This window comes from Ideonella azotifigens (genome assembly GCF_021043325.1).
Classification (GTDB): Bacteria; Pseudomonadota; Gammaproteobacteria; order Burkholderiales; family Burkholderiaceae_C; genus Ideonella; species Ideonella azotifigens.
In genome coordinates, this window is sequence record NZ_JAJNKD010000020.1 from 1 (window position 1) to 15,396 (window position 15,396).

Below are 15,396 nucleotides of genomic sequence, written 5' to 3' on the forward strand. Positions count from 1 at the left end.
TGGCCTACGGCTTCCGCGACGACGCCTATTTCTTCCTCAAAATCCGCGCCGCCTTCCCCGGAGTTGGGTGAAGAACCTGAAAAAAGCCGACCCTGAGGTCGGCTTTTGCTGAAACCAGGCCCGAAGGCCTGAAGCATCAGAAGTTGTGACGGATGCCAGCACCGTAGCTGCTGAAGTTCTGGCCCAGGCCTTGTGAACCAGCATCAGCGAACGCTTGGTAGGCAGCGTTGTCGTCGTTGTTGAGCTTGCTGTAGAACGCGTACACCTTGGTGCGCTTGCTCAGGTTGTAGTTCCACTGAGCCGTCCATTGGTTGGCGCCGCTGTCAGGCACGCCGTCGATCTTGCCGGCCTGACCGTAGTTCAGGTGCAGTTCGTTGTTGCCCAGGGTGTACATGCCCGAGACACGCCAGATGTTGTGCTTGGAGTCACCGCTGACCTGGCCGTAGTAGCCGCCGAAGGTGAACGCGCCCAGTTCGTAGACCGCACGGCCCACGGTCTGCTTGTCGTCGCCGTGCTGCTCGTAGCCCAGACCCAGGTGCAGAGGACCGCGGTCGTAGTTGACGGCGCCGGAGTAGATCTTGTCTTCGCTGCCCGCAGTCGCTTCGGCGACTTGGGCGTGGCCCACGAAGCCCGCGACCACCGGGGTGTAGTAAGCAACAGCATTCTTCAGGTTGCCGTAAGCGATGGTGCCGCTGCCGGCGCCAACGACGCTGTAGAAAGCGTCTTCGGTCGGGCCCGTGTCATGGTTGTGCATGCCGATCCAGTCAGCAGTGGCGTAGTAAGCCTCGCTGGCGGACATGTTGCCCAGCTTGACCGTACCGAAACGGGTGGCCAGACCGACCCAGGACTCACGGCCCCAGAATGCGGAGCCGCTCTTGCCCGTCGAGGCGTCGAAGCCGCTCTCGATCAGGAACAGGCCCTTCATGCCGCCGCCCAGATCTTCTTCGCCCTTGAAGCCGATGCGGGAGTTGTAATCCTGGATCACATTGTTGCGGTCGCCATCGCCAATCTTCTGGCTTTCAGCAGCCACGTTCAGGCGACCGTAAATGGTCACCGAGCTTTGTGCGAACGCAGCGGGAGCCGCCAGGGTGGCCGCGATCGCGGTCAGAACGAGAGATTTCTTCATGAGAAGGACCCTTGGTCAATGTAAACAAAGGAGCCTCACGTCTGCGCGAGCAGAGCAGCGAAACTCTGAAGTGCTGAATGACAACACTGTGAAAAGCAGTTTATCGCTGGAACAAGTGCGTCCTGAAGGTTTACCCTGGCGCCGCCCTCAAACAGGGCTCAATCTGTTGTTGCGATGCAACTTGCGTAGGACTGCGCCGACATCACGCACGCCGCCACAATCTACCCATGGACCACACTTTCATCTCGGCCTTTGTCCTGCTCCTGCTGGTGCTGGACCCTTTTGGCAGCCTGCCGATCTTCATTTCGGTGTTGCGCAGCGTGTCCCCTGAGCGCCGCGCTGTCGTGGCGATTCGCGAAGTCTCGATTGCCTTTTCGGTATTGCTGGTCTTCATGTTCACGGGCGAAGGCTTCCTGCGCCTGATGCACCTGTCGGAGCGTTCGCTGGAGGTCGCCGGCGGGGTGATCCTGCTGATCATTGCCATCCGGATGATCTTCGCTTCAGGGGGGGAAATCTATGCCACGGAGGGCCAGCGTGAGCCGATGATCTTTCCGCTGGCGGTGCCGCTGCTGGCAGGCCCGTCAGCGATGGCCACCGTGCTGCTGCTGGCCTCGCGGCAGCCCGAGCGCATGTGGCACTGGGTGGGGGCGCTGACGCTGGCGATGCTGGTCAGCGGCGCGGTGATGCTGGCAGCCGACCGCATTCGCAAAATCCTCGGTACGCCGGTGGTTTCGGCGGTTGAAAAGCTGATGGGCCTGGTGTTGACGGCGGTGGCGGTGGAAATGATTTTGGCGGGGTTGAAGCGCTATTTCTTCGGGCTTTGACAGGGCAAAAGAAAAAGCGGCTTAACGCCGCCTTTATATTTTCAGAATACTTGCAATCATCGTCCGCGCAAGTGTGCGGGCGCTTCCAGCCGCTTGGCCAGTGTTGAGAGCAGCAGGGTCAGGATCAGGTACATCGCCGAGATTGCGAGGTATGGCTCCCAGTAGCGCGAATATGCGCCCGCCACCGTGCGGGCTGCCAGTGCCAGCTCGGCCAGGCCAATGGCCGAAACCAGGGACGAATCCTTGATCAGGGTCACACCCTCATTTACCAGCGCCGGCACCATGCGACGGAAGGCTTGCGGCAGGATCACGAAGCGCATGGCCTGCGAGTGCGACAGCCCCACGCTCCAGGCGGCCTGGGTCTGTCCCAGGTGAATGCTCTGGATGCCGGCCCGGAAGATCTCGGAGATGTAGGCGCCCGCATTGAGCGAGAGCGCGACGCAGCCCGAGAAAAACGCGCCGTGCTCCTGGCGGAAGGTCCTCGCCATGTCGCCCGACAGCAGCAAGCCGTTGTCCGGATGGATCAAGGCCGGCATCACCGCGAAGTGCACCAGCAGGATCTGCACGAACAGCGGCGTGCCGCGGAAGAAGGTGACGTAGGCGGTCGTGATGCCACGCACGATCACCAGCAGCCACCGCGCGGGCGGGGACTGCGGTGGGGGCGCACTGCGTGAACTGCTGATCAGGCCCAGCACCACGCCGAGCAGGAGGCCAACCACAATGGCCACCAAGGTCAGCTCGATGGTGGTCAACAGACCGCTCATGAAGAGCGGCCAGTAGCCCGACAGGATTTCCCAACGCAAGTCCACGCCGTGCGCTCCGCGTCAGTTCGAGGCGGCGGATGCAGCCGGTGCGGCAGCGGCGGGCGGCTCGGTGCCGAAGGTCTTCTTGTAGATCGCTGCGTAGGTGCCGTCAGCCTTCACGGCGGCCAGGCCCTTGTTGATCATGCCAAGCAGTTCGGTGTTGCCCTTCTTCACCGCAATGCCGTATTGCTCCGGCGCGAAAGCCTTGTCGGAGACGGTCTTGAACTTGGCGCCAGGGTTGTTGGCCACGTAGTGGATCACCACGCCGTTGTCGGCCACCACTGCGTCCACGCCGCCGGCTTCCAGTTCCTTCAGCGCCAGCGGGGTCGACTCGAAGCGCTTGATGGTCGTCGCGGTCTTGCCTTGCAGCTTGGTGACCACTTCGTCACCGGTGGTGCCGGTCTGCACGCCGACCTTGAGCTTCTTCAGGTCGTCGAACTTCGAGATCTTCGACGACTCCTTCACCGCGATCAGCTGGAACGCGTCGAAATACGGGTCCGAGAAATCCATGGTCTGCTTGCGCTCGTCGGTGATCGTGATCGACGAGATCAGCAGGTCGCGGTCACCCTGGCCCAGCGCGTTGAAGATGCCTTCCCAGGGGGTGTTGACGAACTTGACCTGGAAGCCGCCTTTTTCTGCCACTGCGTTCAGCAGGTCGACCGACAGGCCGACGATCTCGCCCTTCTCGTTCTGGAACTCGAACGGCGCATAAGCGGCGTCGGTGCCGACCGTGTAGACCTTGGCTGGCGCCGGGGCGGGCGCAGAAGCCGGGGCGGACGCCGTTTCGGCCGGCGCGGGCGGCGGCTCTTGCTTGCCGCAGGCAGCCAGCACCAAGCCGGCCACCAATGCGGTGGCGGCCTTCAGGAAACGACGGGTATCTTGTTGAGCCATGGATGTCCTCAAAACAGTGGGCAAAACTAAGGAAAAACTAGTTCCTTCAGTGTACGGCCGGGTTACGCAATATTTACGCCACGGCGGCACGGGGTAATCACGCACCGAGGCGGTGCCTTGTTACCTGGGCACACATTGCCGCGGCGGGATGAAATGCACAGCCAGCCGGCGGCCTTTGGTACGCGGATTGCCGCAATCCCGGCAACACGCGCTCGGCGCACGCCGCCTTCCCTGCAGGCAGTCGTCTTCGCCCGGCAATTGACTTCCTTCAGCTTCAAGGAGAACCGATGTCCCGATGCCACGCTACCCGACACCGACGTTCGACGACCGTTCTCGCCCTCTGCCTGCTCGGCCTGCCAGGCGTCGCGCTGGCCCAGGCCACCGTGAAGCCCGATGGCAAGATGCGCTACGCCCTGGGCGCGGGCGCCAGTTATTCGTCTGGCAATACCAGTGCGGCCAGCGTCAATCTGAATGGCGAGGCCGTGCAGGCCACCGACGAAAGCAAGCTGACCTTGGGCGGCAAGGCCTTGTGGTCCCGCTCGGAAGGCCAGACCACGGCAGAGAACGTGTCCCTGGGTGGTGCCTATAACCAGGATTTCACGCCAGCCTGGTTTGGCTTTGGCAGCGCCGATTTCCTGCGCGATGAATTTGCCAACATCCAGGCGCGCGGCTCGGTGCACGGCGGTGTCGGCCGACATTTGATCAAGCGCGACGACCTGACCTGGGATGCGACGCTGGGCATCGGCTATTCGCAAGACCGCTATTTCGATCCTGTTGTCGTCAACGACGAACTGCGCGTCCGTTACGGTCGCGCCGAGTTGGTGCTGGGCGAAGAGTCCAGCCATAAGTTCACTGAAACCACGAGCTTCCGCCAGAAGCTTTCGTACTACCCTGCACTGGATTCCGGCGGCGGCTCGCGCGCGACGCTGGACGCCGGCCTGGCCGTTGCGATGACCGCCAGGCTCAGCCTCACCGCCGGGCTGAACTACCGCTATGACAGCGATCCCGGCGTCGGCCTGAAAAAGGGCGACACGCTGTTCGTCACCGGCATCTCCGTCAAGCTGGACTGAGGCGCCGGCCGGTGTCGAGGCGCCAAGCTGGTTAGCATGCCGCATGGAGAACCTTCGTCGGCAGGCCTTGGCGCTGCTGCTCACCCCATCGCCTGACGCCAAGGCCGAAGGCACGCGTGCGCTTGATCCGTTGGCTGCGCTGGACACCGACGAGGTGTTAGTCGAACCGGCCGGCATTCCCGGCCGCCCGCCCAAGCCCGAGCTGATGCCACACACCGCACTGAAGCATCGTTCTGTCGGCACGCTGGAGGGCAGGGCGGGCCTGCTGCATGCCTTGGCCCACATCGAGTTCAATGCGATCAACCTGGCGCTGGACATCGTCTGGCGCTTTGCCGGCATGCCGGCGGACTTCTACCGGCAGTGGCTGCTGGTGGCGCGCGAAGAGGCGCTGCATTTCCAGCTGCTGCGCGACCATTTGCTGGCGCTGGGCTTCCGCTATGGCGACTTCCCGGCGCACAACGCCTTGTGGGAAATGGCCGAGAAGACCAAGGGCGACCTGCTGGCCCGCGTCGCGCTGGTGCCTCGCACGCTGGAGGCGCGGGGGCTGGACGCTTCGCCGGCGGTCAAGGCCAAGCTGGTCGGCGCAGGCGACCTGAAGGCTGGCGCCATCATCGACATCATCCTGCGCGACGAGATCGGTCACGTCGCCACCGGCAACCACTGGTACCGTTGGCTGTGCGATCAGCGCTGCCTGGCACCCGTGGCCACCTATTCGCAGCTCGCGGCGCAATATGGCGCGCCGCGCATGAAAGGCCCGTTCAACCTCGACGCCCGGCGCGCAGCCGGTTTCACCGAAGAAGAGCTCGCGAGCTACCGCGGCTGACGGCATGCAGCCCAACCGATGCAAGACCTTGGCTGCGCCTGCTGGTATCAAGCTTCGTAAAATCGGCAGTCTTCCAGGCGCAGCGTCGCAGACCGCACACGCGGTCACCGTTTGCGTGGCTGCGGACCCATCCCATGAGCGAACTCCATAAATTCCTGTTTGAAGGCCTGCCCGTGCGCGGCATGCTGGTGCGGCTGACCGACAGCTGGCAAGAGGTGCTGCGCCGCCGTGAGGCTGCGGGCGACTACGCGCCGCCGGTGCGTGAACTGCTGGGCGAGATGGCGGCTGCCGCCACGCTGATGCAGGCCAACATCAAGTTCAACGGCTCGCTGATCCTGCAGGTCATGGGCGACGGTCCGGTCAAGCTCGCAGTGGCCGAGGCCAAGGCCGACCTGAGCTTTCGCACCACGGCCAAGGTCGTCGGCGAGGTGCCGGACGGCGCCCGTGTCGAGGCCATGCTGAACCTGCACGGCCAGGGCCGCTGCGCGATCACGCTGGACCCCGCCGACCGGTTGCCCGGCCAGCAGCCCTACCAGGGCATCGTGCCGCTGCACGACGACCAGCGCCGGCCGCTGCAAAACCTCTCGGAGGTGCTGGAGCACTACATGCTGCAGTCCGAGCAGCTGGACACTCGCCTGATCCTGGCCGCCAACGGCGAAGTCGCTGCCGGCCTGCTGATCCAGCGGCTGCCGACCAAAGGCGAGGGCAACCTGGCCGGCGAGCGGCCGGGCGCCACGCCCTGGGGCTCGGGCGACGAGGACCAGATCGGCCAGTCGGAAGCCTTCAACCGCATTGCCCACCTGGCCGCGACGCTGACGCGCGAGGAGCTGTTGACGCTGGAAGCGGACACGATCCTGCGCCGGCTGTTCTGGGAAGAATCAGTGCGCCGCTTCGAGCCGCTCACGCCCAGCTTCGGCTGCAGTTGCTCGCGCGAACGGGTGCGCAACATGCTCACCGGCCTGGGCCGCGAAGAATCCGAAAGCATCCTGAAAGAGCGCGGCGACATCGAGATCGCCTGCGACTTCTGCGGCCAGCAATACCATTTCGACGCAGTCGACGTGGGTGAGATGTTCACGCCAGGCCGCGACCAGCCGCCCGCCTCAGCTTCGCTGCAGTGAGCCGGCCGTGCGGATGCGCTGCTGGAAAGCGGTGTGCTCGCAGTCCGGTTGATCGCAGCTGTCGCAGGCCCACAGCCAGGCGGGTTGCGCGGCGTCGCGGTCCTGCAGCCGCGTCAGCAGCCCGGTCCGCGGCGCGCGGCGCAGGCGCAGCACCGGCACCATCGCATCCAGGGCTGCCTCCAACCGGCGCGGGCCACTGCCGCTGACCACGGCAAACGCCAGCCCGGCGCCCACCAGCAGCTCGCGCAGCCGGTTGTCCACTGGCGCGCGTACCTGCGGGCCGTCGCGCTGCAGGCCGTCCGGCTCCCAGGGCAGGTCCAGCGCGGTCAGCAGCGTCAGCGCGCAGCGGCGCTGCCAGGCCAGCGCCATGGCATCCAATGCCTGGCTGCCGAACACCTGGCGGTGGTAGACGGCCGTCATCAGCGGCGTGGTGTCGGCCAGCACCACGGCATGCGTGGCAGCGGCCAGTTCGATGCGCCTGGCTTGTTCAAGGGCGATGGCTTCCTGCTCGGCCTCGCGTGGCGTGCGCCCCTGTGCATCGCACCATTCACGCAGGTATTCGGGCACCCAGGTGCAGGGCCAGCCGGTCAGTTCGGCCACGCGGGGTGCAAGCGCGGCGGCCAGCGTGCTCTTGCCGGTGCTCTCGGCGCCGACCAGCGCAATGACCCGCCCCGTTTGCTGCTGCTCAGGCACTGACCCGGCCCTCCAGCCTGCGCCAGGCTTGCCAGCCCGCGGCCGCCATCACGGTGAACACCGCGTACAGCAGCACCGTCAGCCAGAGCGACTTGACTGCGAACAAGCCCATGCTGACCAGGTTCACCGCAATCCACACCGGCCAGTTCTCGATCAGCTTGCGGCCCAGCAGGGTCTGGCCGGTGATGCTGGCGATGGTGGGCAGCGCGTCCCAGAACGGCACGTCGCTGTCGGTGAAGCGGCGCAGCAACAAGCCGAGCAATGGCCAGCCCAGCAGCGTGGCCAGCAAGGCCAGAGCGCGTTGCCGGCCGGTCAGGCGATGCACGCGCAGCGCACCGCCATCCTCGCCACGGCCGCTCAGCCATTGCCACCAGCCCCAGCCTGCGACCAGCACAAAGAAGATCTGCAGGCTGGCTTCACCATACAGCTTGTACTCGGCAAACAGCCCCGCATAGAGCAGCGAACTGGCGATGGCCAGCGGCCAGCCCAGCGGGTTCACGCGCATGTTGCAGGCCACCATCCAGATGGCCAGCACGCAGGCAAGCAGTTCGAGCCAGGTGAAAGGACTGCCCCACAGCGTGAAGGCGGGCGCGAGCAGGGTGGCCCACAGGGCAACGGCTGCCTGCAAGGCAGCGAACATCCAGTTCGGCATCGGCGTCAGGGTTGCGAGGGGGCGGCCGTGGCTGGCGCGAGCGGCGCGGGTGGCTTGGGCGCCGCATTTCCGGTGCTGCCGGCGCTGCTGGAAATCACCACCAGCAACTCATCCGGCTTGACCATGCCCAGTTCCAGCCTGGCCTTTTCCTCGACCATTTCCAGCCCGTTCTTCAGGTCGGCGACCTCGGCGGAGAGGCGCTCGTTCTGGGCGCGCGCCTTGTCGTTGGCGGCCAGCTGCGTGGCCAGTTCGCTGCGCAGGTTCATCACATGTGGCACGCCGCCGCGGCCGAACCAGAGTTCGGCCTGCACCAGCGCCAGCAAGGCGGCGAGGACAAAGGGCAGCACGCGCATGTCGCGATTGTGCCGCAAGCCCTTGTTGGCACCCCAAAACGAAAACGCCGGGCGAGGGCCCGGCGATGGTGAGCGGCGCCGGGCGCAAAGGCCCGGCATGCGGTCAGCGCAGGTTGTAGAACGCGGCGCGGCCCGGGTACACGGCCACGTCGCCCAGGTCTTCCTCGATGCGCAGCAACTGGTTGTACTTGGACATGCGGTCGCTGCGGCTCAGCGAGCCGGTCTTGATCTGGCCGGCGTTCAGGCCCACGGCGATGTCGGAGATCGTGTTGTCTTCGGTCTCGCCCGAGCGGTGGCTGATCACTGCGGTGTAGCCCGCGCGCTTGGCCATCTCGATGGCGGCGAAGGTCTCGGTCAGCGTGCCGATCTGGTTGATCTTGATCAGGATCGAGTTGGCAATGCCCTTCTCGATGCCTTCCTTCAGGATCTTGGTGTTGGTGACGAACAGGTCGTCGCCCACGATCTGGACCTTCTTGCCCAGGCGCTCGGTCAGGTGCTTCCAGCCGTCCCAGTCGCCTTCGGCCATGCCGTCTTCGATCGAGATGATGGGGTACTTGTCGACCCAGGTGGCCATCATGTCGGTCCACTCGGCGGCCGTCAGCGTCAGGCCTTCGCCTTCGAGGTGGTACTTGCCGTCCTTGTAGAACTCGCTGGCGGCGCAGTCCAGGCCGATGGCGATCTGCGTGCCGGCCTCGAAGCCGGCCTTGTCGATGGCTTCCAGGATCAGCTGGATCGCGGCTTCGTGGCTGGGCAGGCTGGGCGCAAAGCCGCCTTCGTCGCCGACCGTGGTGCTCATGCCCTTGGCATCGATGATCTTCTTCAGCGCGTGGAAGACCTCGGCACCGTAGCGCAGCGCTTCGCGGAAGCTGGGCGCGCCGACCGGGATGATCATGAACTCCTGCAGGTCCAGGCTGTTGTTGGCGTGCGCGCCACCGTTGATGACGTTCATCATTGGCACCGGCAACTGCACGCCGCCCATGCCGCCGAAGTAGCGGTACAGCGGCAGGCCGGACTCTTCGGCTGCGGCACGTGCCACGGCCATCGAGACGGCCAGCATCGCGTTGGCGCCCAGGCGGCTCTTGTTGTCGGTGCCGTCCAGGTCGATCAGCGTCTTGTCCAGAAAGGCCTGCTCGGAGGCATCCAGGCCCAGCACCGCTTCGCTGATGTCGTTGTTGATGTTCTGGACGGCCTTCAGCACACCCTTGCCCAGGTAGCGGCTCTTGTCGCCGTCGCGCAGCTCGATGGCTTCACGCGAGCCAGTCGAAGCGCCAGAAGGCACGGCCGCGCGGCCCATCACGCCCGATTCCAGCAGCACGTCGCACTCGACCGTGGGGTTGCCACGGCTGTCGAGGATTTCGCGGCCGACGATGTCAACGATTGCACTCATTGCTCTCTCCGTAATGAAAATTCTTCTGCGGCGCGCAGGGTGCCAGAAACGGGTTACCCGCGTACATCAGCTTGTTGCGCCGCGGGCGAGACTTCAGCAGCTGAAGTCGTTCTCCAGCAACGGCTGGGCCTTGATCACCTTGTCCAGAGCGACCAGTTGCGCCAGCAGCGTCTTCATGTGCTTGAGCGGCACGGCGTTGGGGCCGTCGCTGAAGGCCTCGGCAGGGTTCGGGTGCGTCTCCATGAACAGGCCCGCGACGCCCACGCCCACGCCGGCCCGCGCCAGCACCGGCACCATCTCGCGCGCACCACCGCTGGAGCCGCCAAGACCGCCGGGCTTCTGCACCGAGTGGGTCACGTCGAACACCACCGGCGCGCCGGAATTGCGCATCTCGGCCAGGCTGGTCATGTCGGCCACCAGATTGTTGTAGCCGAAGCTGACGCCGCGTTCGCAGGCCAGGAAGCGATCTTCGGAAAGGCCCACCTCACGCGCGGCGGCGCGGGCCTTGTCGATGACGTTCTTCATGTCCCAGGGCGCGAGGAACTGGCCCTTCTTGATGTTGACCGGCTTGCCCGATTGCGCGACCGCGCGGATGAAGTCCGTCTGGCGGCACAGGAAGGCCGGGGTCTGCAGCACGTCCACGACGCTGGCGACCTCTGCCACCTGCGTCGCGTCGTGCACGTCGGTCAGCACCGGCAGGCCGGTCTGGCGGCGCACCTCGTCGAGGATCTTGAGTCCCGCCTCCATGCCGACGCCGCGCTTGGTGGTGCCGGACGAGCGGTTGGCCTTGTCGAACGAGCCCTTGTAGATCAGCGGAATGCCGAGCGCCGTGCAGGCTTCCTTCAGCTGGCCGGCCACTTCCAGGGTCAACTCCAGCCCTTCGATCGAGCAGGTCCCGGCGATCAGGAAAAACGGCTTGTCGAGGCCGACCTCGAATCCGGCGAGTTTCATGCGGTGCCCTTTTCGGCAGTGGCGGCGGACGCTGCAGCAGCTTGCTGCTGGTGGCTGATCGCCGCCTTGATGTAGTCCTTGAACAGCGGATGGCCGTCCCACGGCGTGGACTTGAATTCCGGGTGGAACTGCACGCCGACGAACCACGGATGCACCGTGCGCGGCAGTTCGACCATCTCGGTCAGCTTCTCGCGCTGGGTGATGGCCGAGATCACCAGGCCGGCCTGCTGCAGGCGGTCCAGGTAGTGCTCGTTGGCCTCGTAGCGGTGGCGGTGGCGCTCGGTGACCACCGGACCGTAGATGTCATGGGCCAGCGTGCCTGGCTTGACGTCCGAACTCTGCGCGCCCAGGCGCATCGTGCCGCCCAGGTCGGAGTTGGCATCGCGCTTCTGGATCGAGCCGTCGGCGTCCTGCCATTCGTCGATCAGCGCGATCACCGGGTGCGGCGTGTCGGGCTCGAACTCGGTCGAGTTGGCGCCGGTCAGGCCGACCATGTGGCGGGCGTATTCGATGGTGGCCACCTGCATGCCCAGGCAGATGCCCAGGTACGGCAACTTGTGCTCGCGGGCGAAGCGGGCGGCGGCGATCTTGCCTTCCACGCCGCGCTTGCCAAAGCCGCCAGGCACCAGCACGGCATCGAAGCCGCTGAGCTGCACGGCGGCGTTGGCGTCGTTCAGCTCTTCCGAGTCCACGTATTCGATCTTCACGCGCACATGGTTGTGCAGGCCGGCGTGGCGCAGCGCTTCGTTGAGCGACTTGTACGAGTCCGACAGCTCGGTGTACTTGCCGCACATCGCGATCGTGACTTCGCCCTTCGGATGCGCCACCTCGTGCACCAGGTTGTCCCAGGTGCGCAGGTCGGCCGGGCGGGTCAGCAGCTGCAGCTTCATGCAGATCAGCTCGTCCAGGCCCTGCTCATGCAGCATGCGGGGCACCTTGTAGATGGTGTCCACGTCCCACATCGAGATCACCCCATGCGAGGCCACGTTGGTGAACAGCGAGATCTTCTCGCGCTCCTCGGCCGGCACCTCGCGGTCGGCGCGGCACAGCAGCGCGTCCGGCTGGATGCCGATCTCGCGCAGCTTCTGCACCGTGTGCTGGGTCGGCTTGGTCTTCAACTCGCCGGCAGCCTTGATGTAAGGCACGTAGGTGAGGTGCACGAATGCGGTGTTGGTCGGGCCCATCTTCAGGCTGAGCTGACGCACCGCTTCGAGGAAGGGCAGCGACTCGATGTCGCCCACCGTGCCGCCGATTTCCACGATGGCCACGTCGACCGCTTCGGGCGTGCCGAAGCCCGCGCCGCGCTTGACGTACTCCTGGATCTCGTTGGTGACGTGCGGGATGACCTGCACCGTCTTGCCGAGGTAGTCACCGCGACGTTCCTTCTCCAGCACCGTCTTGTAGATCTGGCCGCTGGTGAAGTTGTTGCTGCGCTTCATGCGCGTGGTGATGAAGCGCTCGTAGTGGCCGAGGTCCAGGTCGGTCTCCGCGCCATCGTCGGTGACGAACACCTCGCCGTGCTGGAACGGCGACATCGTGCCCGGATCCACATTCAGGTATGGATCCAGCTTGATGAGGGTGACTTTGAGACCGCGCGATTCAAGAATCGCTGCGAGAGAGGCCGATGCGATGCCCTTGCCCAGGGAAGACACCACACCGCCGGTGACGAAGACGAACTTGGTCATTTCTTGCAGCGTACGCGGTCTCGCCCGCGGGCCCGAAGACAGGCCGCATCACGGGGATGCACGAACGCTGTGGTGGTAAAACGGCATTATACCGGGGCCTACCCGGCCGGGCGGGGCCGCGTGTTCAGGACATGCCGCGCAGCAGCTTCAGCACTTCGTCGGCCGTGTCGTCCGGCCGCTCCATCGGGTACAGGTGCGTGCCTTCGAACCAGACGAAACGCTGCTTGGCCAGTGCCCGCGCGCCTTCGGTGCCACCCTGGCGCATTTCGGCTGACTGGGTGCCGGCAATGAAGCCCACGGGACACTGCAGCGGATGCTTGTGCAGCACCAGCCCCAGGTGATGCGGCAGCGTGTTGTAGATGCGGGTTTCGATCTCGCGCTTGAAGCCCAGCACGATGCGGGCCTCTTCGCGCACCGCCTCGGCCGCATCGGCCTCGACAAAGCCGGTGGCCACGTAGTCGGCCAGCACCCGCGGGTCCCAGCGGGCAAACACCGGCTTGCCGGCGAAATGCGCATGCACGGCCTCGCGGCTGGGCCACTCATGGCGCCGCTTGACCGAGACCTTGCCGGGCGAAATGCTGGGCAGCAGGCCGCCCAGCTTGACCATTTGCAGGCTGTGGGCACGCCAGCCGGTGATCACCGGCGAGTCCAGCATCAGCAGGCCGCGCGCAAGTTCGGGCCGGCGGCTGGCCGCCATCAGGCTCAGCAAGCCGCCCAGCGAATGGCCAACCAGGAAGACCCTGCCTTCGGTTTCGCGTTCGACAAACGCCAGCAATTCGTCGCGCAGTGCGCGCCAGTTGCTCGCCACCGGGTATTTCGGGTCATGGCCCAGGCGCTCGGGGGCCTTGACCTCGAAACCTGCCGCGCGCCAGCGCTCGAACAGCACCCGGTAAGTGCCGGCGCCAAAGCCATTGGCGTGCGCAAAGACGATCGTGTCAGCCATGCCGGATCAGACGATTTTTTCGTCGGGGCCCTGGATCTTGCGCATCGGTTCGTAGCGATGGCTGGGTGTCAGCAGTGGATGCACCGCGTCGCCGCCGCCCCAGTGCGGATCGTCAATGCCCTCGAACACCTCGCGCAGCCGTTGGCCCCAGGTGTTGTGGATCATGCGGAAATACGGGTTGTGGTCGTCAATCACCGCGATGCGGTTGCTCTGCAGGCTGTCCTTCTCGTAGACCATCAGGTCCAGCGGCAGGCCGACCGAGAGGTTGGACTTCAGCGTCGAATCCATTGACACCAGTGCGCACTTGGCCGCTTCGTCCAGCGGCGTGCCCGGCGTCAGCACCCGGTCCAGGATGGGCTTGCCGTACTTGCTCTCGCCGATCTGGAAGAAGCAGGTCTCGCGCGTGGCCTCGATGAAGTTGCCGGCCGAATAGACCAGGAACAGCCGCATCGCCTCGTTGCCGATCTGGCCGCCGAAGATCATGCTGCAGTTGAAATCGATGCCCGCGGCCTTCAGCGAAGGGCCGTCCTGGTCATAGACCCGGCGCACCGCGCTGCCCAGCACGCGCGTGGCCTCGAACATGCTCTTGGCGTTCCAGATCGTGATCGGCTCTTCGTCGCCGTTGGCCAGCTTCTCGACCTGCAGGATTTCCCGCACCGACTGCGAGATGCTCAGGTTGCCGGCCGACATCAGCACCATGAAGCGCTCGCCGGGCTGCTCGTACACGATCATCTTGCGGAAGGTGCTGATCGCGTCCAGGCCCGCATTGGTGCGGGAGTCCGAGAGGAACACGAGGCCGGCGTTGAGCCGGATGCCGACGCAGTAAGTCATGGAATTGCCCGCGGACCGGGAAATCGCTGAAACCGCGATTGTCCACGCTGGCCGGGACTTTGCCCGGCCGAGCATGCGCTTGGCGCGGGATCAGTCGGTCCAGGCCAACAGCTCGCACCCCAGGATCTGCTGCTCACCGTCCCGGTCCTTCACGTAGAAGCGGTTCGCATCGCCGCTGGCGGGCAGTGCGACCACGTTGCGGGCCTCCACCGGCACCCACCACAGGTCACAGCTGCCCATGCAGCCCACGCCGTTGCAGAAGTGGCCGGTGTCCACGTCGAACGCCAGCGTGCGGCCGTCAGGTGACCATTTCGGGAAGTAGCTCATCGTGGTCTGCGTCACCCGGCCCAGGTTGCTGCCGTCCATCCCGGCCACCCAGATGTCCGCCTCGCCGCCAGTGGTGTTCGGGTTCTCCAGCCGCAGCGCCATCTGCGTGCCCTGCCGATTGACCCACACGCCACCCACCTGGCGGCCGGGGGGCAAGCTCAACTGCCCGGCAGGCGTGTCGCCGCCATCCACCTGGCCGATCTGCATCGCCCCGCTGACGCTGACGGCCAGGTAGCGCCCGTCCGGCAACCAGCTGATGTAGTCGTTTGCCGGGAATTGCTTGACCGTCGTCATGGTGCTCAGGTCCACGAAGATCCAGTCTTCCGGGGAAATGACGTCGTCGGCAATCGACAGCAGCAGCATGGACTTGTTGACCGGAGAAGGTGCGCCCACACGCAGGTAGCGGTTGGACGTGGCCGAGTAGAGGACGTTGCCGCTGGCCGTGTCCACCACCTTCAGCGTGGTGTATTCGTCGTAGCTGTTCCAGTCGATCGTGGCGTACTGGCTGCCGTCCGGCCAGGGCCAGGCGTCCAGTTCGGCGGTGACCTGCGAGGGCAGTGCGCCATCGGGCGAAGCGATCTGCGTGCCGTCGCGGAAGTCCAGCGCGTAGTCCTCGTGCCACAGCCGTCCGGAGACGGAAGGGGCCGGTGCCGGGGCAGGCGTGGGTGCCGGTGCGGGAGCTGGCGAAGGCGAGGGGGATGGGGCAGGCGAGGGCGAAGGGCTGGGCGCGGGTGCCGGGCCGCTGGTCGGCTCCGAGGTGTCGCTGCCGCCGCCGCCACAGGCGGCGAGGCTGCAGGCAAGGGCCATCAGCGCGGCCATGCGTTGCAGGCGGCGGGCTGTGGAGAAAGTGGCGGATCGGTTGTGCATGGCGTTGTCGTCCCTGAATCAGTCGCGCCACCCCGGGTGAGGCGGCGGTGCC

15 protein-coding genes and 1 pseudogene are annotated in these 15,396 nt (G+C 65.5%); 4 read left to right on the top strand and 12 right to left on the bottom strand.

Annotation, left to right across the window (positions count from 1 at the left end):
• Positions 1 to 136: 136 nt before the first annotated feature.
• Entirely contained in the window at positions 137 to 1,126 is a 990-nt protein-coding gene (locus LRH25_RS27790; RefSeq protein WP_141288625.1) for a porin, read from the bottom strand.
• Between the two features lie 227 nt (positions 1,127 to 1,353).
• Here LRH25_RS27790 and LRH25_RS27795 point away from each other — a divergent pair, with 227 nt between their 5' ends.
• Positions 1,354 to 1,950 carry a MarC family protein gene (locus LRH25_RS27795; RefSeq protein ID WP_141288624.1) on the top strand — a complete coding sequence of 199 codons (597 nt, stop codon included), beginning with the start codon at positions 1,354 to 1,356 and terminating at the stop codon, positions 1,948 to 1,950.
• A gap of 56 nt (positions 1,951 to 2,006) precedes the next feature.
• Here the strand turns inward: LRH25_RS27795 and LRH25_RS27800 are convergent, their stop codons facing one another.
• Together LRH25_RS27800 and LRH25_RS27805 are read right to left on the bottom strand one after the other, a co-directional pair.
• Positions 2,007 to 2,759 (bottom strand): amino acid ABC transporter permease, encoded by a 753-nt coding sequence (locus LRH25_RS27800; protein ID WP_141288623.1) that lies wholly within the window; start codon positions 2,757 to 2,759, stop codon positions 2,007 to 2,009.
• A 15-nt stretch (positions 2,760 to 2,774) separates the two neighbouring features.
• The gene (locus LRH25_RS27805) at positions 2,775 to 3,644 is read right to left on the bottom strand and encodes a basic amino acid ABC transporter substrate-binding protein (protein ID WP_141288622.1); all 870 of its coding nucleotides are present in this window, start codon (positions 3,642 to 3,644) and stop codon (positions 2,775 to 2,777) included.
• Between the two features lie 287 nt (positions 3,645 to 3,931).
• On the opposite strand from LRH25_RS27805, the gene LRH25_RS27810 reads away from it, so the two are divergent.
• The 3 genes from LRH25_RS27810 to hslO all read left to right on the top strand — a co-directional run bounded on the left by LRH25_RS27810 (position 3,932) and on the right by hslO (position 6,655).
• Positions 3,932 to 4,714 carry a DUF481 domain-containing protein gene (locus LRH25_RS27810; protein WP_141288621.1) on the top strand — a complete coding sequence of 261 codons (783 nt, stop codon included), beginning with the start codon at positions 3,932 to 3,934 and terminating at the stop codon, positions 4,712 to 4,714.
• Between the two features lie 43 nt (positions 4,715 to 4,757).
• Positions 4,758 to 5,537, top strand: coding sequence for a ferritin-like domain-containing protein (locus LRH25_RS27815; RefSeq protein ID WP_141288620.1), 780 nt, complete (start codon positions 4,758 to 4,760; stop codon positions 5,535 to 5,537).
• A 134-nt stretch (positions 5,538 to 5,671) separates the two neighbouring features.
• On the top strand, positions 5,672 to 6,655 hold the full coding sequence (gene hslO, locus LRH25_RS27820; RefSeq protein WP_141288619.1) for an Hsp33 family molecular chaperone HslO: 984 nt from the start codon (positions 5,672 to 5,674) through the stop codon (positions 6,653 to 6,655).
• On the opposite strand, the gene LRH25_RS27825 is transcribed toward hslO, so the two are convergent.
• The 9 genes and pseudogenes from LRH25_RS27825 to LRH25_RS33215 form a co-directional block, all read right to left on the bottom strand.
• Complete coding sequence (locus tag LRH25_RS27825) at positions 6,638 to 7,348, bottom strand: AAA family ATPase (protein ID WP_231012941.1); 711 nt, start codon at positions 7,346 to 7,348, stop codon at positions 6,638 to 6,640. The two genes, hslO and LRH25_RS27825, sit on opposite strands and share 18 nt — an antisense overlap.
• Positions 7,341 to 8,000 carry a nicotinamide riboside transporter PnuC gene (pnuC, locus tag LRH25_RS27830; protein ID WP_231012942.1) on the bottom strand — a complete coding sequence of 220 codons (660 nt, stop codon included), beginning with the start codon at positions 7,998 to 8,000 and terminating at the stop codon, positions 7,341 to 7,343. Before pnuC ends, LRH25_RS27825 begins: the two co-directional genes overlap by 8 nt.
• An 89-nt stretch (positions 8,001 to 8,089) precedes the next feature.
• A pseudogene (locus LRH25_RS27835) lies at positions 8,090 to 8,353 on the bottom strand (septum formation initiator family protein); the annotation flags it as partial.
• Positions 8,354 to 8,456: 103 nt separating this feature from the next.
• A complete protein-coding gene (gene eno / locus LRH25_RS27840; protein ID WP_141287565.1) occupies positions 8,457 to 9,740 on the bottom strand; it encodes a phosphopyruvate hydratase in 1,284 nt (427 codons plus the stop codon).
• Positions 9,741 to 9,833: 93 nt separating this feature from the next.
• On the bottom strand, positions 9,834 to 10,691 hold the full coding sequence (gene kdsA / locus LRH25_RS27845; protein ID WP_141287564.1) for a 3-deoxy-8-phosphooctulonate synthase: 858 nt from the start codon (positions 10,689 to 10,691) through the stop codon (positions 9,834 to 9,836).
• Positions 10,688 to 12,376, bottom strand: coding sequence for a CTP synthase (gene pyrG / locus LRH25_RS27850; protein WP_141287563.1), 1,689 nt, complete (start codon positions 12,374 to 12,376; stop codon positions 10,688 to 10,690). The genes kdsA and pyrG overlap by 4 nt, the downstream gene beginning before the upstream one ends.
• Positions 12,377 to 12,500: 124 nt before the next feature.
• Positions 12,501 to 13,319, bottom strand: a complete 819-nt coding sequence (locus LRH25_RS27855) for an alpha/beta fold hydrolase (protein ID WP_141287562.1) — start codon at positions 13,317 to 13,319, stop codon at positions 12,501 to 12,503.
• Positions 13,320 to 13,325: 6 nt separating this feature from the next.
• A complete protein-coding gene (locus LRH25_RS27860) occupies positions 13,326 to 14,150 on the bottom strand; it encodes a proteasome-type protease (RefSeq protein WP_141287561.1) in 825 nt (274 codons plus the stop codon).
• A 90-nt stretch (positions 14,151 to 14,240) separates the two neighbouring features.
• Positions 14,241 to 15,344 carry a TolB family protein gene (locus LRH25_RS33215; protein WP_310733320.1) on the bottom strand — a complete coding sequence of 368 codons (1,104 nt, stop codon included), beginning with the start codon at positions 15,342 to 15,344 and terminating at the stop codon, positions 14,241 to 14,243.
• Positions 15,345 to 15,396 lie beyond the last annotated feature (52 nt).

What these genes read in the sequence shown, in the direction of transcription:
- hslO (WP_141288619.1), top strand. Translation starts at nt 5,672, where the DNA reads ATGAGCGAACTCCATAAATTCCTGTTTGAAGGCCTGCCCGTGCGCGGC.
- LRH25_RS27815 (WP_141288620.1), top strand. Translation starts at nt 4,758, where the DNA reads ATGGAGAACCTTCGTCGGCAGGCCTTGGCGCTGCTGCTCACCCCATCG.
- LRH25_RS27805 (WP_141288622.1), bottom strand. Translation starts at nt 3,644, where the DNA reads ATGGCTCAACAAGATACCCGTCGTTTCCTGAAGGCCGCCACCGCATTG.
- LRH25_RS33215 (WP_310733320.1), bottom strand. Translation starts at nt 15,344, where the DNA reads ATGCACAACCGATCCGCCACTTTCTCCACAGCCCGCCGCCTGCAACGC.
- eno (WP_141287565.1), bottom strand. Translation starts at nt 9,740, where the DNA reads ATGAGTGCAATCGTTGACATCGTCGGCCGCGAAATCCTCGACAGCCGT.
- LRH25_RS27860 (WP_141287561.1), bottom strand. Translation starts at nt 14,150, where the DNA reads ATGACTTACTGCGTCGGCATCCGGCTCAACGCCGGCCTCGTGTTCCTC.
- LRH25_RS27855 (WP_141287562.1), bottom strand. Translation starts at nt 13,319, where the DNA reads ATGGCTGACACGATCGTCTTTGCGCACGCCAATGGCTTTGGCGCCGGC.
- kdsA (WP_141287564.1), bottom strand. Translation starts at nt 10,691, where the DNA reads ATGAAACTCGCCGGATTCGAGGTCGGCCTCGACAAGCCGTTTTTCCTG.
- LRH25_RS27795 (WP_141288624.1), top strand. Translation starts at nt 1,354, where the DNA reads ATGGACCACACTTTCATCTCGGCCTTTGTCCTGCTCCTGCTGGTGCTG.
- pnuC (WP_231012942.1), bottom strand. Translation starts at nt 8,000, where the DNA reads ATGCCGAACTGGATGTTCGCTGCCTTGCAGGCAGCCGTTGCCCTGTGG.
- LRH25_RS27790 (WP_141288625.1), bottom strand. Translation starts at nt 1,126, where the DNA reads ATGAAGAAATCTCTCGTTCTGACCGCGATCGCGGCCACCCTGGCGGCT.
- pyrG (WP_141287563.1), bottom strand. Translation starts at nt 12,376, where the DNA reads ATGACCAAGTTCGTCTTCGTCACCGGCGGTGTGGTGTCTTCCCTGGGC.
- LRH25_RS27810 (WP_141288621.1), top strand. Translation starts at nt 3,932, where the DNA reads ATGTCCCGATGCCACGCTACCCGACACCGACGTTCGACGACCGTTCTC.